This is a genomic window from Pseudonocardia sp. GCM10023141, assembly GCF_042653605.1.
Genome location: NZ_JBHSIR010000019.1, coordinates 50,393 through 66,390, shown reverse-complemented (window position 1 = coordinate 66,390; position 15,998 = coordinate 50,393). Strand labels below are relative to the sequence as shown.

General features: G+C 72.4%; 10 protein-coding genes. 3 read left to right on the top strand and 7 right to left on the bottom strand.

Translation table 11 applies throughout. The features are described from left to right. The first annotated feature begins 309 nt into the window (after positions 1 to 309). Positions 310 to 1,089 carry an SAM-dependent methyltransferase gene (locus ACFPFQ_RS10110; protein ID WP_379617164.1) on the top strand — a complete coding sequence of 260 codons (780 nt, stop codon included), beginning with the start codon at positions 310 to 312 and terminating at the stop codon, positions 1,087 to 1,089. Between the two features lie 34 nt (positions 1,090 to 1,123). Here the strand turns inward: ACFPFQ_RS10110 and ACFPFQ_RS10105 are convergent, their stop codons facing one another. The 7 genes from ACFPFQ_RS10105 to ACFPFQ_RS10075 all read right to left on the bottom strand — a co-directional run bounded on the left by ACFPFQ_RS10105 (position 1,124) and on the right by ACFPFQ_RS10075 (position 15,044). Then, on the bottom strand, positions 1,124 to 1,306 hold the full coding sequence (locus tag ACFPFQ_RS10105; RefSeq protein WP_379617162.1) for a hypothetical protein: 183 nt from the start codon (positions 1,304 to 1,306) through the stop codon (positions 1,124 to 1,126). Between the two features lie 676 nt (positions 1,307 to 1,982). Next, the gene (locus ACFPFQ_RS10100) at positions 1,983 to 3,692 is read right to left on the bottom strand and encodes a PqqD family peptide modification chaperone (protein ID WP_379617160.1); all 1,710 of its coding nucleotides are present in this window, start codon (positions 3,690 to 3,692) and stop codon (positions 1,983 to 1,985) included. Positions 3,693 to 3,694: 2 nt separating this feature from the next. After that, positions 3,695 to 8,530, bottom strand: a complete 4,836-nt coding sequence (locus ACFPFQ_RS10095) for a hypothetical protein (protein ID WP_379617158.1) — start codon at positions 8,528 to 8,530, stop codon at positions 3,695 to 3,697. A gap of 17 nt (positions 8,531 to 8,547) precedes the next feature. Next, complete coding sequence (locus ACFPFQ_RS10090; RefSeq protein ID WP_379617156.1) at positions 8,548 to 9,000, bottom strand: hypothetical protein; 453 nt, start codon at positions 8,998 to 9,000, stop codon at positions 8,548 to 8,550. A gap of 266 nt (positions 9,001 to 9,266) precedes the next feature. After that, on the bottom strand, positions 9,267 to 11,309 hold the full coding sequence (locus tag ACFPFQ_RS10085) for a protein kinase domain-containing protein (RefSeq protein ID WP_379617154.1): 2,043 nt from the start codon (positions 11,307 to 11,309) through the stop codon (positions 9,267 to 9,269). Between the two features lie 98 nt (positions 11,310 to 11,407). Further along, on the bottom strand, positions 11,408 to 11,932 hold the full coding sequence (locus ACFPFQ_RS10080) for a sigma-70 family RNA polymerase sigma factor (RefSeq protein WP_379617152.1): 525 nt from the start codon (positions 11,930 to 11,932) through the stop codon (positions 11,408 to 11,410). A gap of 262 nt (positions 11,933 to 12,194) precedes the next feature. Next, entirely contained in the window at positions 12,195 to 15,044 is a 2,850-nt protein-coding gene (locus tag ACFPFQ_RS10075; RefSeq protein WP_379617150.1) for a helix-turn-helix transcriptional regulator, read from the bottom strand. Positions 15,045 to 15,127: 83 nt separating this feature from the next. On the opposite strand from ACFPFQ_RS10075, the gene ACFPFQ_RS10070 reads away from it, so the two are divergent. Continuing rightward, positions 15,128 to 15,802 carry a hypothetical protein gene (locus ACFPFQ_RS10070; protein WP_379617198.1) on the top strand — a complete coding sequence of 225 codons (675 nt, stop codon included), beginning with the start codon at positions 15,128 to 15,130 and terminating at the stop codon, positions 15,800 to 15,802. After that, a complete protein-coding gene (locus ACFPFQ_RS10065) occupies positions 15,691 to 15,969 on the top strand; it encodes a trypco2 family protein (protein ID WP_379617196.1) in 279 nt (92 codons plus the stop codon). Before ACFPFQ_RS10070 ends, ACFPFQ_RS10065 begins: the two co-directional genes overlap by 112 nt. Positions 15,970 to 15,998: the final 29 nt, after the last annotated feature.

Below are 15,998 nucleotides of genomic sequence, written 5' to 3'. Positions count from 1 at the left end.
CGGCAGCCGCCCCCGTCATTGGGCACATGCCAGTGGACACTGTCCTGCCCGCACCGAGCAGCGCGGATGCAGCCACACCCGCTGATGTCCCCGGTACCGGTGTGTCCCAGCTGCATCCAGACCTTCACCCTGAACTGAGCCCGACCGACTGTCCGACCCGCATCGGAGTCGCTACCGCCGCCACCTCAGCGCATGGCCACGGAACGGTCCCCGACTGCTCGAGATCGCACCGGCCCGCGCTGTCTGCGATCTCGCCGCCCGGACAGCGACCCACGCACAGCAGCCGGTCTACGCAGAGGAGCGTTTCCCGTGGCCGAGGATCTGTCCGAGCTCAGGCTCGATATCCCGCACTCGGCCCGGGTGTGGAACTATTGGCTCGGTGGCAAGGACAACTATCTAGCCGACCGGGAGGTCGGCGCTGCGGTCGTCGCGCAGAACCCAGGAATCCTGGACATCGCCCGCCAGGCGCGGCGGTTCCTCATCCGCACGGTGACCTTCCTGGCCGGTGAGGCCGGGATCGACCAGTTCCTCGACATCGGCACCGGCCTACCCACCATGCAAAACACCCACGAGGTCGCGCAGCAGCTCAATCCGGCCGCGCGGATCGTCTACGTGGACAACGACCCGCTGGTGTTGGCACACGCCCGCTCGCTCTTGGTGGACACCACCCCGGAGGGTGTCACCACCTACCTCCACGCCGACGTGCGTGACCCCGGGCAGATCCTCGCCGATGTCCGCAACGTGCTGAACCTGCAGCGGCCGGTTACGGTGATGCTGCTGGGCATCCTCGGGTATGCCGCCCCGGATTTCGACCAGATGCGCGCCATCATCACCGAATTGATCGACGGTGTCGTCTCCGGGAGTTACCTGGTGCTGCTGGACGGCAGCGACACCAGCGACGCGGCGCGGGACGGCGCCGTGCTGGACAACTACACGCTGCGGACCCTCGACGAATTCCGCGAGTGCTTCGCCGGGCTGGAGATGGTGGAGCCCGGCCTGGTATCGACCCCGCTGTGGCGCCCGAACCCGACCGACATCGGCACCGCCAAGCCGATCGACTCCTACGGCGCCGTCGGCCGCAAACCGTAAGAGCCGACCAGCGCGCCTCGACCGGGACTCGTCGTTATGGCGGTCGTGGCCCGGGTGTTGCCCAGCGGGTGGTGATCGCGTCGCGCAGCGGGCTCGCAGCGTCGGTGTGGCCGGTGGAGTCGGGGCCGCGCATCAGGTCGAACCCGTCATAGACCGAGTCATGGTGTCGTTGCCATGCCCACCACGCGTGGTTGAGCCCGGCATCCTCGATGAACACCGTGCGCGGGTTCCCGGTCGGCTCGACCGCCGGTAGACCCGGGATGCTCCATCACGATCAGATTCCCGGTGACCCTACAGCTGGCTCGCCCGACGCCGGGCGTCTCGGCAACCCGAATGTGGGGGTGACCCGGGGAACGTTCAGCTGTCGTAGTCTGGCGTGGATTGTCGTCGGTCCCACTAGCCTAGCTGGCCCCTGCTCGGCGCGAGCTGTGATGGACCACCCTCGCTCGCCGTGCCCCCACATCGCCGCGATGATCGGCATCGCCGACACCGGGCAGGCCGAGACCGACCTAGCCGCCCGTGCCCGCCCGGGCTGCGCTGGTCCGCTGCAGCCGTGGGGCGACGCCCACGCTGCGCCACCGTGACGACATCAGCCGGGGAATCGACCAGGGCTGTGGACCGCCGCGGCCGCAGCCATCCGCGCCGCCGCCGCGACCTCGTCGCGTTATCAGCGCCGGGGAACGCGCGCTCGCGCCGCTGCGCACCGGCTCCACGTCGCCGCCGAGAGCGGCTGGGTCACCATCCTCGACCAGAGCTGTCGATGAGACGAGCAACCGCCACCTCAGCGTGATCGGATCCGATCACCTCGCCGACGGTGTCGCTGACAGACGGCGCACACGTGGTCGCCCTCGACGAGCTGACCAACCACGGCTACTACGGCTGACGAAGCGCTCCTACGGTCGGGCGGCGGCCGCGACACCGGGCACAGCCGAGCTGAGGTTGCGGCGCCGCGCGCGCAGGGCGCGGACACGTGGGTACCAGATCGGGAAGAGCAGTAGCACGAGTACGGCCACGACCACGACCGTCAGCCACGGCTGCGGCACAACCTGGGCGAGGAGCTCTCCGAGGCGGCTGTTCCAGGCCACGACCGCGAGGCCAAGTCCGGCGTAGAGGCAGATGCCGGACGCCACCGCGAAGACGACGAGCCCGATCTGCTTGGGCCCCGGCCGGGTACGGGACTTGACGTCGCGCCAGAAACCCTTGCCGAAGTAGGCCTTCGCTTCCTCCCGCAGCCGTGGGGTGCGCAGCGCGTCGGCAAGCGCCTGGTAGCCGTCCAGTGGCAGCAGCGGGACCAGGTTGTAGACCGTGTTCGTGTAGAGCCCGAACGCGAGCGTGTAGCAGACCCCGGCGACCCGGGGGTCCGGGACGTAGGCCGCGCCGACCGATGCCGCACCGGCGATGCCAGCCGTCGTCATCGGCCCGGCCATTGCCACGACGATCCGTGAGTACGGCGTGCCGAACCACATGTCGGAGGTGTCGACGAACGCGAACGGCACGCCCATCATCAGCATGAAGCCGCCCCTGTCGACGCGGCGGCCATAGGACTTCACGGCGACCGCGTGCGCCGACTCGTGCAGCGCCGTCGCCACCAGGTACCCGACGAGCACGATCGCCCCGCCGACAGGGCCCGCGCCTGCCAGGTCGAACAGCTGCTGCTGGCGGCCCGCCTCGACGAACGCCCAGATGCCGCCGATGATCAACGCCCACAGCGCGACGATCGCCGTCGGCGTGAACAGACGCCACGCGAACGCCTGGTAGGCGCGCCCCACCAGTGGGTCGAGTCCCTTGATCGAGACCTGCACCCTGATCAGGTTCTTGACGACGAAGGCGCCGACCCGGCGCCAGCCCGTCCGCTCGGTCGCCCGGCCCGGCAACCCGTCGACGAGTCCGGCGTCGGCGAACGTGCGCACCGCGGCCTCGATGCGCGGCAGCGCCAGCTCGCCGTAGCGCTCCAGGTAGGCGAAGAGGAGGTCGCGAATGCTGTTGCGGCCGTCGAGGCGCTCCCAGACGAACACCTCGCGCTCGTCGAGCTGCAGGTAGGTGCCGGTGCGGGTGTTCTTGAGCACCCACCGTTCCTCGCCTGCGACCCGTTTCAGCGCCCAGCCGCTGCGCGCCCGGGGGATTGTGGCGAGCGGTTCCTCGGCCGTCGGGGCCTCGGGTGTCTCGGCGCCGGCGGCCCGCAGCACGGTGTGCTCGGTGCCGCGCAGCTGGGTCTTCGAGCCGACCGCCGTCGGGCGGGGCTGGACGAAGGAGACGTCGACGTCGCCGAACCCGATCTGCGAACCGTCGCCGAGCACGGCTGGCGCGTTGCGCTCGTCGATGACGGTGCCGTTGAACGAGTCCAGGTCCTCGACGTGGAACCCGTCGGCTTCCCGGACGATCCGGGCGTGCCGGCGCGACACGCTTTCGTCGTCGATCACGACGTCGTTGTCGGCGCCGCGCCCCACGGTCGTGACCCGGCCGGTCAGCGATACCTCGCCACCCTCCCACCGCAGCACGGGGGCGCTGGCCTCGGTCACCTTCGCGCGCCGGTGCGGGGTGCCGCAGGACAGGCAGTACGGGAAGTCGCGGCGGACGTGGACGTGGCAGGCGGAGCAGAGCATGGCTACCCCAGGTCCCGCACGCTGCCGAGGCCGTGGGAGCGCATCGCGGCGGCGCCGGACTCGGAGATTGTCGACGCATCCGAGCGCTGGTACTCGACCGTGTCGCCGGCACCGAGGTTGGCCTCGTTCAGCGCCGGCACGATGGTGGCGCTGTAGCTGAACGGTTCGGGGTAGGGCGTCCACGAGTCCGAAGGGCCCGGTGGTGGGATCAGAGTGATCTTCTGCAGGCCGCCTCCGAGATCTTCAGTGATCTGCCAGCCGCTCTGGTAGTGCCCGCGTCCGTCCGGGAAGTCGTGCGCGTTCAGCAGGAAATGGCGCTGGTGCCCGTCCGCGTAGTACCGCGTGATGTCCTGACCGTGCCGGCCGTCGATGTCGATGACGGTCAGCCCGCCGTAGGCCCATTCCTGTACGACTTTGTGCTCGTAGACCTGGCCGTCGGGACTGTTGCTGACCACCGAGCCCAGGTGGCCGAGGGAATCGTAGGTCTTGGTGTAGGTCCATCCCGGTCGCTCGACGTTCGGCGTGGTCTCGGTCCTCGCCCCCTCGACGGGGTTGGGGTTGGGCACGACGTTCCCGTCGGCGTCGACGACGTGGCTGGCGGTCGACTGGTGCCCGATGTCCTCCAGTCCCGCGGTATGACCGGCCAGCAGGTCCGATGGGTTCACCTGGCCCCCGTCGACGGGCGCCGGACCGCTCGGGAACGTGCTCAACTGGCCGCCGTCGACGCCGGACGCCGCAGGAACCCCGGTCCCCGGCTCGACACGGAACATCTGTGCCGCACCGGGGACGCCGTCTGCGGGGGCGGCGGCAGGGTCCGCGCCGGCGTCAGGGGACCCGGGGCCCGCCGGCGTGATCTCCCAGCGGCCGTCAGCGCCCAGGACGGCGTGCACGCGCATCTCGCCGTATCCGTTGTGCACGCCGATGACGTCCCACGAGCCGTCGGGGTTGGCCAGCGCGTGCCCGCCGACGGCCTGGCCGATGCCCCAGATCGCATTGGTGAAGGCGAACTCCGGCGAGCCGTCGGGGTTGGTCGCGACCCGCACGTCGACGAGGCCGGGCTGGCCCTCCATCGGCAGCTGTGTCTGGATCTCGGTGGGCGGAACCCACCCGGTCGACGGCGGGAGCAGGCCGCTCGAGATGTAGGTGGTCTGCAGCGGCGCGTCGGGCCCGAGCACGGTCAGGACGCGTCCGCCGTCCTGGACCTCGCTGTACACCGGGATCACCCGGCCGTCGGACGTGGTGCCGAAGATCTTCTCGGCACCGGTGCTGTCGGCGGGCAGGTAGACCGTCACTGGGCCCTGGGCGGTCGTAACCACGACCTGGCTGCGGCCGTCCTGGCCGGTGAACAGCTGCGCGTTCTGGTCGAGTGGGATGCCGGCAGCGTGCGCAGGAGGTGGCGCGGCGCCCGGAGCCGTCGGCTCCGGGGTGTCGACCGGAGCGGTGGGTCCGGGCGCGACCGCCGGGTCCGCCGACACGGCCGGGGTGGTCGCTCCGGTCGGCACGGGCATACCGGTGGGCCCGCTCACGCCCGGCGCTGGTGGCGCGCCCGTCACGTGCTGGGGCAGCAGCGCCGCCCGTTGCTCGGGCGAGAGGTCGCTGAACAGGGTCGCCGGATCGGTGATGTAGACCAGGCCCGTGCCGGCGGCGTTGTCCTCGCTGACGGTCACGGTGCCGTCTGGGTTGGGCGTGATGTGCGTGTGCGCGGTCAGCCCGTCGCCCGGCCAGTAGATCGCGACGTCCCGGCTGCCGTCCGGGTTGGTCACGGCCGTGTACTCCTGGCCGGTCTCGCTGACGACGTGCGCGGGAGCGGCCACCTGGTTGGGCGCGGGCCCCTCGACGAACGTCCACACCTGCGGCCCGGCCCCTGGCGGCGGCGCGGCCGCGACGACGACCCGGCTGCCGTCGGGGCCGGCGCTGGTGAGCACGCTGCCGCCGTCGACCGTGCGGTCGAGCTGGAACGTCTTGGCCGTGGCGCCCTCCCCGACGGTGAGAACACGGCTGCCGTCGGGGTTGGCGTCCAGGGTGTACGGCGCCGGCTGACCGTCGGTGTCCCCGGCGAGCGACTCGACGAGGGCGGTGCTCTGTCGCGTGGTCTGGAAGACCTCGGACAGTCCGGGGGGCAGGAACGTGATGTCGGTCTGCCGGCCGTCGAACCCGGTCGCGACGATCGCGCCGGCACTGTTCTGGTGGTAGACGAGCGCCGAGTCACCCTCCCCGACGGTGACCGTCCGGGAGCCGTCGGCTGCCGAGTCGACCGTGAACTGCTGCCCGACCGCCGGGCCGAGCGCGGTGGTGAACTGCGTGCCCTGCAGGAAGCCCTCCAGTTCCCTCGGTGGGTAGTCGAGCAGGAATCGCGAGCCGTCGTCGCCGACGAGGTACACCTTCGCGGGCCCCGACAGGTCCGAGGTGACCTCGAATGTCCCGGCCTGGCCGTTCTCGGTGACGGTGACCAGGCGGCTCCCGTCGGGCCGGTCGAGCGTCCGCACCGTCGCCGGCTCGACCGGGTCTGCGGGCTCGGCCGGGGCGGGGGCATCGGTCGGTGCCGAGGTCGTCGATCCGTCGGCCGCGACGACCAGCGTCTCGGTACTCCCGTCGGGGTGCACCACGGTGTAGCCCACCGACCCGTCGCCGTTGACGGTGTGCCCGACGATGCGGGAACCGTCCCCACCCAGCTCGACCGGGCCACCGCCGCCGGTCGGGTTGAGGTAGTAGTGCGGCAGGCCGGACTGGTCGGGTACCTCCTGCGCGAGCGTCGTCCCATCAGGCGCGACGATCGCCGACTGGGTCGAGCCGTCCGGCCGGACGAACGTGAACGTCGCCGTGCCGTCGGCGTGCTGCTCGCTTCCCTGCGCGACGGTGCCCTCCGGGGCGAAGACCACGGCCTCCGTGTCTCCGCCGGTACCGATGTAGAACGACGTCTGCCCGTCCCCGTTCGAGGTACCGACGTGCCACTGCGATCCCGGCTCCACAGCGTCGGGCATCGGCGTGCCGTCGGCGGCGACGGTGATCGTGGTGCCATCAGGCCGAGCGAAGGTGTACACCGGCTGCCCGGTCGTCGGGTCGGTCGTGCTCGCGACCATATGCGTGCCGTCGGGCCCGACCTCGACCGACGGCATGCCTTCGGTGAACAGGTGCACCGCCAGCGAGGTGTCACCGGGCTTCGGGACCAGCAGCGACCCGTCGGGCAGCTGGTGAGCGGGGTGGCCATCGAGGTCGAACGTGCGGGTGCCGGTCGGGTAGCCGTCCGCCGGAGCGGGCGCGGGGGCGGCAGGCGCGGCGGTCGAGGCGTGCGAGATGACACCGTCGGCCGACACCGTGAACGTGTCGGTGGTCCCGTCGGTGTTGACGCTGGTCTGCACGTACCCGCCGCCCGGCTGCGGTGTGATCGTCGCCGGATGGGTGCTGCCATCGGCGGTGGTGACAGTGACCTCGCGCGGGCCATCGACGAGGTGTGCCGGCTCGGCCGCGCTGGGATACCCCAGGTCCGGGCCCGGCTGATCCAGGTCCAGCGCCGCAAACACGGCGGCGGGATCGAGGTTGGTCGCGGCCGCGATGGCGGGCACCTGGTCCTGCGGATTCGCCAACGGGTAGCGGGATCCGTCGCCGAGACCGAAGGTGTACTGCGGCGACGCCCCCTCGACCGGTGTCACCTCGAACGTGGCCGAGACCGTGCCCTTGGTGATCGTGACCAACCGACCCCCGTCAGCGGTGGCCTCGGTCTGGAGACGAGCGTCGCCATCCGTCGAACCGTCGCCCGTGCCCGTCGTGGGACCGGGAGCCTCGGTCTGGAGTTGGGGCGCCGAACCGTCGACAGCCGGATCAAGGGACCCCTGCCCGCCGACGGATCCGTCGGAACTCGACGCGCCCACGGGGGCCGACGGGGCCGCGCCGGGCGCGGGCAGGGTCGGGTCCGCCGCGGCCGCTGACGAGGTGGTCGCAGCGGGCGGTAACGAGCCGAGCAGCTGCTGGTCGTCCGCGGCCTGCTCGGGAACGGGTTGTTCGGGGGCGGGTTGTTCGGGGGCAGGCGGTTGGAGCGTCGCCGCAGGCCCGGACGCATCGGCGGGGGCGCTCGGCGCAGACTGCGCGGCTGCCGGGCCGATGTCGGCGCCGGACGGGTCGACCGATTCGGGCTGCATTGCCAGCCCGGACGCGTCGTCGGAGCCGATGGGCGACGGCTGGACGGCAGCCGGGCCGGCGCCGGACGAGTCATCGGGGGACCGGTCCCGCACACCCTCGCCGGCCGCTACCGACGGGGAACTGTTCTCAGGCTCGCCTTCGTCCGTGCGATCAGCAGCTTCCCCATCGCTAACGCTTGGCTGGGCAGCATCGGACCGGGCTTCATCATCGGCCTGCGCGGCGTCATCGGGCTGGGCATCATCCTGCTGAGTTTCACCGCCATCGTCCTGCCCACCGTCGCCGCCATCGTGGTCCTCGCCAGCGCCGGATCGGGCGTCTCCGCTGCCGGACTCGCCGCCGGACTCACCACCACTGGACTCGTCGCTGTTTGACTCGCCACCGACAGAATCGTCGCCGCCCGAAGCACCGCCGCCGGAGTCGTCGCCACCGGAGTCGCCACCGTGCTCCGTCGGCGCCTGCATCGCGTCGACGGCGCTGGAGAGGGCGCTGCCGAACACCCCGCCCGACCGGGAGAGCCGCTCCTCCAGCCGGCGGGGTTTCCCTGACGTGGTGTCGATCGGGGTCGCGGCGATCCTCGCGGCATCGGCCGGGCTGAGCCCGTACCTCTCCACGAGCAACTCGGGACGGTTCCGGACGGCGGCGGCGAATGCCGGATCGGTCGCCATCCGGGCCAGGGCGTCGAGCAGGGCGGTGCCGGGCATCGGGGTCCTCCGGAGGTTCATCGGCACGAGTAGGTGAAGTGGCCGACGGCGTCGACCGGATCGGGTCGCAGCACCCGCAGCGTCGCGCTCGCCGGGTAGGTACCGGACCCGCTGAACGTCCACATGAGATGGACCTGCGGCGCCGTCTCGCCGTCGGCGATCGATTGGGTCAGCTCGGCGGACACCTGGCCGTCGCTGCGCACCCACTGGTAGGTGAGCACCCCGGGCTTGCCGTTCGTAGTGGCCGTGCCGACGACATCCACGGTCACGTCGCACGACGTGCCCGGCTCGACGGCAGGTGCGACGGTCGCCGCAGTCACGCGCAGATGTTCGGGCCGGGTCAGCAGGAACGCGAGCACGGCGACCGCGATCAGGGCCGTGATCACGCCGCCGGTCTGGGAACGGCGCCGCGTCCGTCGCAGCGGGGCCGCGACCGGCCACGTCGGCGTGGGCGCAGCCGTGGTTGGCACGCCGGGGGGCCTGCGCACCGCATGCCCGAGACGGGTGGCCCGCTCGTCCACCAATTCAGGGCGGCCCCGCCCGGCACGGGTGGCCCGATCAGACGGTGCCGGATCCGCGACGCGTGCGACCGGGTCCGGTCTGCGCCCGGATCGAGTGGCGCCATCTCGTGCAACGTCGGGGCCATCGGACCCCGCGGCGGTCGGGAGGCCGAGGCCGGTGTCGTCCGCGTCCGCCCTACGGCGCCCTGCACTGGTGGGGCGGTCCTCGGCGGCCATCACAACTGCACCGTGAGCACGCCGAGGTCGATCAACGGCGGGTCGTCGCTTCCGTCCGAGCCTTCGCCGCCGCCGCCGTCGGGCTCGGGGCTCGCACCACCGATGCCCTGGTTACCGTCGGTCGAGCCGTCACCCTGACCGAGGCCAGCACCGTCGTCGATACCCGTCGCACCACCGGCACCTCCCGGCCCATCGGTCCCGCCGCTCCCGCTGATCCCCGTGCCGTCGCCGGTGCCAGCGGCCGGCGCCCCGCTGCCCGAGCCGCCGCCGTTGCCCTGGTTCCCGTCGATCGAGCCATCGCCCTGACCGAGACCCACACCGTCGTCGGCACCAGTCGCACCACCCGTACCTCCCGGCCCATCGGTCCCGCCGCTCCCGCCGATCCCCGTGCCGTCGCCGGTGCCAGCAGCCGGCGCCCCGCTGCCCGAGCCGCCGCCGTTGCCCTGGTTCCCGTCGATCGAGCCATCGCCCTGACCGAGACCCACACCGTCGTCGGCACCAGTCGCACCACCCGTACCTCCCGGCCCATCGGTCCCGGTGCCCCCGCCGATCCCCGTGCCGTCGCCGACGCCAGCAGCAGGTGCCCCGCTGCCCGAGCCGCTGTCGTTGCCCTGGTTCCCGTCGGTCGAGCCACTGCCCTGACCGAGGCCAGCACCGTCGTCGGATCCGCCGGCTGCCGCACCTCCGGCCGACCCGTCCCCGGCGTCGGCGTCATCGGCGTCATCGGCGGCGGTGTCATCGGCGGCGGTGTCATCGGTGTCGCTGTCATCGGCTGCGGTGTCGGCGAACTGGCCCCCGGGCTCGCCGGCCGCCGGTTCCTCGTCGACGACTTCGGCCGGCCCGGTGAGCAGCCGGGCGGAGGTGCCGCCACCGGCCACGGGCGCAGCCGGCTGACGCAGTGCTGCTGCAGCGGCGGGAACCTCGGGCCCCGACCCGGACCCGACGACCGACGGCACCGCCCCGGACTCTGGCGACCGGGCCGGGGCTCCGGCAGTCAGGGACCCGCCCGGTGCCGCGACGACGACCGGAGGCTCTTGCACCCCGGCGAAGAGCACCGCCCCGCCGCCGAGCACGAGTACCGCGACCGCCCCAGCCGCGGCCAGCACCCGCCCGCTTGGCCGCGCACGGCCGAGCACGGTGGAGGCGATCGCTGTCCCGCCGACCACCCCGCCGGCCAGCGGAAACAGAAAGGCCAGCAGAGCCGCCCGGCGGGCCAGCTGGTCGCGACCGCGTTCCTCCCAGTCCGGCCCGTAACCCGCGGTCGCCGCAGCCTCCAGCTCCGCGAGGAACTCGGCCGTTCCCGACGGGCGCTGCGCCGGGTCCTTCGCCATGCCCCGCTCGAGCAGCGGCCGCACCGGCTCCGGCAGCCAGGCGACGGGGACCGGCGCGCGCTCGTGCTGGCGGCGCAGCGCGTCGAGGTCGTCCGCGTCGAACGGGGGCCGGCCGATGAGGCACTCCGCGAAGGTGACGGCCGCCGCGTACACGTCGCCCGCGAAACTCGCCGGCCTGCCCTGCCACTGCTCGGGCGCCATGTACTCGGGCGTTCCCGAGGTCATTCCCGCCGTGCCGGCGCGCGCCGCGACGCCGAAGTCGGTGAGGATGCTGCGCCCGGCCTGGGTGACCAGCACGTTCTCCGGCTTGTAGTCCCGGTGCACCACCCCCTGCGCGTGCGCCGCGCCGAGCCCCAGCAACGATCCGCGCAGCGCCACCAGCGCCGCCTCCGGCTCGGTCGGACCGTGCTCGCGCAGCAACGCCCGCAGCGACGCCCCGTCAACCAGGTCCATGACGAGCGCCGCACCCGCCGCGGACTCCTGGAAGGCGAGCAGCCGCACCACATGCGGGTCGTGCACCCCGGACAGCAGCGTCGCCTCGTCCCGGAACTCCGCCCGGAACCCCGGGTCGGCCAGCAGGTCCGCCGCCAAGTACTTGATCGCGACGGACGCACCGGACCGGTCCGTCGCCAGTACGACGGTGCCGCTCGCCCCGCTGCCGAGCTCCCTGACATGCCGATACCCGGGGACGTTCCATGACGGCTCGATCATGGACGCGATTCTGTGCGAGGCGCCCGCTCGCGACCTGCGTAGTGGACTACTCGATTCGGTCTGGTCGGTACCGCCACGTGCGGACAATCCGGTGCTCCTCATGAACGTCGGGTCGCCAGACGAAGGGTGTCCAGTGCACGCCGCCGGCTCGGCCCGATGCTGCCGATCGGGATGTCGCGTGCCCGCGACATCGCCGCGTACGTCGGTGGCGGCGAAGCCATGAGCGCGCGCAGGAGTTGCCGGTAACGCGGCCGGATCGACTCCGATGCTCGATGCAGCGCAAGGTCGCGCTCGCTGCGCAGCAGCCTGGCGTCCACCGGATCCTGATCGTCGGGCGGGCTGTCCGGCAGCATCGAGGGCAGCCCGACCTGCTCGCGACGGGAACGGCGCAGCTGGTGCAGGCATTCGCGGCGGACGGTCGTGGCCAGCCAGCCGGGGAGGCGGTCGGGGCCGGTGATCCGGTCGAGATGTTCGACCAGTCGCAGCCACGTGGTCTGCGCGGCATCGGCGGCGTCGGCCGGGGCCAGCCGGAAGCTGCGGGCGATCGACCAGACCATCTCGGTGTAGCGCTCCACGATCAGGGCAAGGGCGTCGTCGTCGCCGTCAGCTGCTGCTCTCAGCAACGTCCGGTCGTTCTGAGAGCAATCACTGCTGTCCGACATTCGGCTCCTCCTGGACGTCGTGGTCGATGCGACGATGACCGTCCGGATCTCCCGGGTGCCAGGGTCGAAGCTCCCGCCCGATCCGGGCAGGTTCCCGGCCGCACACACGGATCGACGGGGGACCCGTGGGGCGCGCTGTCGTGGACATGCCGCGAGTGTCATCGGCCCCGCGGATCCGGCCATCCCGGAAACCACGGATAGGTGGTACGGGTACTCGGCCGGTTCAGCCGGTGCGGCGCGCGCTCCAAGCAGCGATCTGGCTGCGGCTGCTGAACCCGAGCTTGGCCAGGATGTGCTGCACGTGGCTCTCGACGGTGCGCTCGGAGATGTGCGTGGAAGCGGCCACCTGCCGGTTGGTGAGCCCGCGGCCGACCAGCTCGGCGATCTCGGTCTCGCGGTGGGTCAACACACCCCCGTCCCGAACCTGACCGGCGAGCCGCGCGATCTGCGCGCGCAGTGGCGCCATACCGATCCGATCGGCCACGGTGTCGGCGGCCGCGAGCAGAGCGACGGCCTCGTCGCTGTCAGCCGGTCGGCCGCGGGCCCGCAGCGCTGCCGCGAGCCGGTACCGCGACATCGCCGCGAAGGGGACGAACCCCACCGCTTCGTTGGCAATGATCGCGGCCCGCAGATGGCGCACGGCGGGCTCAGGTCGTCCCGCGCCGAGCGCGGCCGTGCCCAGGTAGAGCTGCACCGAACCGCCGGTGGTCACAGCACCCGCGCCGCCGACGCCGTGCAGATCGGCGTGGGGCAGCAGGAGCCGGTAACAGACCTCTGCGGATGCGGCGTCGCCGAGGTCGGTGGCGAGCAGGGCGCGGTGGGTCAGGACGGGCATCACCATGAACGGCAGGAGCCGCCGCGAACCCGGCGGGGGTAGGCGCGCATACCACCGGTGCGCGGCGTCCAGCCGACCGACCGCCATCAGCCACTGCGCAAGCCACGAGCGCACGAGTGCAACGAACGGGCTGTCGTGCTCGGCCATCGACTCGAGCGCATCGACCTCGACGTTGCTGCCGGTGAACATCCTCAGCGTGAACCGCACCGCGGTCGCCGTCAGGAGAGCCCCCGAGTGCTGCCCGTCCTCGGCGATCCGCATCGCCTCGTCGTTGAGCCGCGTGGCGTCGGCGTACTGACCGCGGCCGAAGGCCAGCGCCGCCCGGCTCCGGATGAGGTGCAGTCGGGCGAGCGGCAGCCGCAGCCGGGCCACGACCGGTTCGACGCGGTCGAGCTCCAGCTCGGCATCGGCGATCCGGCCGGCCTGCAGGAACGCGTCGAAGCGCCAGATGCGACCCCACAGCGCAGCGTCGGCGTCGCCGGTGGACTCGCCGAGGGCGAGCATCCGCCCGCCCAACGCCGCGCGCTCCGCGTTGCCATCAGCGCTCGACCGGGCCAGCTGGCGCGCCCGCAGGGCGCTGACCAGCGACTCCCGGTCGCCGAGCCGCTCCGCCATGGCCAACGCACGCGCGCTCGCGTCGTCCATCCCGTCATGGTCGGCCGCGACCACCATGGCGTGACAGAGCTGGGCGAGCAGCCTGGCTCGCAGCGGACTGTCGGCCGGGGCGAGATCCCGCAGTGCCTCCTCGCACCACTGCCTCGACACCGCCAGCCACGTCAGGTCCGACACCCCGGGCATCACCAGCGCGGCTCTGCCCAGCAGCTGCGGGTCGCCGATGTGCCTGGCCAGGTCGGCAGCTTCGGTGCACAGCTCGGTCGTGGTCGCGACGGCGTTGGCGGCCGCGTACGCGTGCGCCGCCGCGATGAGCAGCTCGGCGCGCGCGGCGGCCGGCAACACGCTCCGGCCGGCATCGACGGCGAGCGTGTACAGCCGCGCCGCCTCCTCGTGGGCGAGCTGTGCCATGGCCTGCTCGGCAGCCGTCCGGGCCCACCCGACCGCGGCCGCGGGGCTGCCGAGCGGGAGCGCGGCGAGCGCGTGGTGGGCCAGCTCGGGCGCGACGTCGGGGTCGGTCGCCATCGGTTCGAGCAAGGCGACGATGCGGTGGTGGACCCGGGTCCGCTGGGCCGGGGCGAGCTCCACCAGCAGGGTCTCGCGGACGAGGTCGTGGCCGAAACGCAGGGCGGTGCTTCCACGTGGGCGGTCGAGGAGGCCGTCGGCGAGCGCCGGCTCCAGCTCGTCGAGCAGCGTCTCCGCGGACACTCCGGCTGCCCCGGCCAGCATCTCGAGATCGAACTCGCGGCCGATCACCGCCGCGACGTCCAGCACCGTTCTACTGGCCGGGGGTAGGCGGTCGAGCCTGCGCCGGACGGCGTCGCGGACAGCACCGGGCACCTGGTCACCCGTCGCACCGGGGTTGGCCAGCACCCGGCCCAGCTCCCCGACAAAGAACGGGTTGCCACGGCTGCGGCGCACGACCGTCGCCACGACCTCCGCCGATGGCCGCCTACCGAGCCGATCCGTCAGTGCTGCCGCGACGGCGTGCTCGTCGAGGCCGCGCAGCTCCAGGCGAACCGTGCCGGGCAGCCGTGCGAGGTCGGCGACGGCCGCGGTGCGAGCGGGATCGTCGCCGAGCTCACGGGGCCGGTAGGTGACCGCGAGCAGCAGTCGAGCGTCGCGCGCGTGCCTGGCCACGTGGCCGAGCAGCGCCAGCGATGCGGGGTCGGCCCACTGCGCGTCGTCGAGCACCAACACGAGCCCGCCCGGCGCGGCGGCCTCCGTGAAGAAGGACGCGGCGGCGTCGAATGCGGCGAAGCGCTGCTCCGGCCCCGCGGGGCCAGGGGGAACCGCACCCGAGGTACGCAGCTCCGGCGCGATCCGGACGAGCTCGGCCGCCACCTCGGGCAGCACCGCCTCGGGGCCGGCGGCGGCGATCCACGAACGCAGGATCCGCCGCCACGGCCAGTACGCGGGCGCACCCTCCTCGTCAGTGCAGGTGCCCCACAACGCCGGAACGGCCCTGCTCCCGGCGATCCGGCAGACCTCGGCCACGAGCCGGGTCTTGCCGATCCCCGGCTCGCCCGCGACGAGCGCCACCCCCGGCCGCCCGGCGAGCGCGTCCTCGAACCGGCCGACCAGCTCGTCCAGCTCGGCGGATCGACCGACGAACCTGGGCTCCACCGGGCGAACGTAGCGCAGGCCCGTACCGCTCGACGTGGTTCCCCCGATGTCGCCCAGCTCGTGACGTCGTCGAGTGCCCCGCCATGACCCAGACGACGACGCACACCACAGCGATAGACCGGCGCCGGCACCGCATCGCCATCCGCGTGGCACGCCTGTTCGACGGAGCTGGGACGCCGATCCGGGCCGATCCGCTCGTCGTGGTCGAGGACGGCCATTTCGCCTCCGTCGCGTTCGGGCTGCAGGCCGCCGCGCCGCCGGACGCCGAGCCGCTGGAGCTGCCCGGCGCCTCGCTGCTGCCCGGGCTCGTCGACGTGCACGTCCACCTGGCCTTCGACGCGGGTCTCGACCCCGTGGGCACGCTGGCCGGTCGGGACGACGCCGCGGTCCTCGACGCCATGGCCGACACACCCAGCAACTCCTCGACCTTCGCGCGGCCGTTCCGGGGAATACCTGAACATCAACGAAACGACACCGGAGATCCGTCGAGCGTCCATCCGCAGGTCTCGGCAATTCCTCCGTCGGTCTCCCGGCGGGACTATGGTCGCCAGGCTGGCGCGCTCGCTACGCTGGCCTGTGTCGTGATCATGGAAGGTGGTGTGGATTGGCTGAAGCGGAGCCCGGGCTCATATCCCTGTCCCGGTGGATCAGGCAACTGCGCGCGGAGCTCGAAGCCGCGGTCGCAGAGGGCGCGTCCAGCCCGGTCCGGTTCGTTGTGGGGCCGGTCGAGTTGGACCTGGAGGTGGCCACCACGGTAGCAGCTGACGCCAAGGCCGAGGTCAAGTTGTGGGTGGTGACAGTGGGCGGTGGCGGGTCCGGGTCTCGGACAGCGACACAGCGCATCCATTTCACCCTGACCCCGAAAGCGGTCGACGGCTCTGATCTCGACGTAGCCGAGCTCTATCGCGGCACCGTGCCCGAGTAGTCGGGCCGATGGCTCCGCACCGCCGCTTT

What these genes read in the sequence shown, in the direction of transcription:
- ACFPFQ_RS10095 (WP_379617158.1), bottom strand. Translation starts at nt 8,530, where the DNA reads ATGCCCGGCACCGCCCTGCTCGACGCCCTGGCCCGGATGGCGACCGAT.
- ACFPFQ_RS10100 (WP_379617160.1), bottom strand. Translation starts at nt 3,692, where the DNA reads ATGCTCTGCTCCGCCTGCCACGTCCACGTCCGCCGCGACTTCCCGTAC.
- ACFPFQ_RS10085 (WP_379617154.1), bottom strand. Translation starts at nt 11,309, where the DNA reads ATGATCGAGCCGTCATGGAACGTCCCCGGGTATCGGCATGTCAGGGAG.
- ACFPFQ_RS10070 (WP_379617198.1), top strand. Translation starts at nt 15,128, where the DNA reads ATGACCCAGACGACGACGCACACCACAGCGATAGACCGGCGCCGGCAC.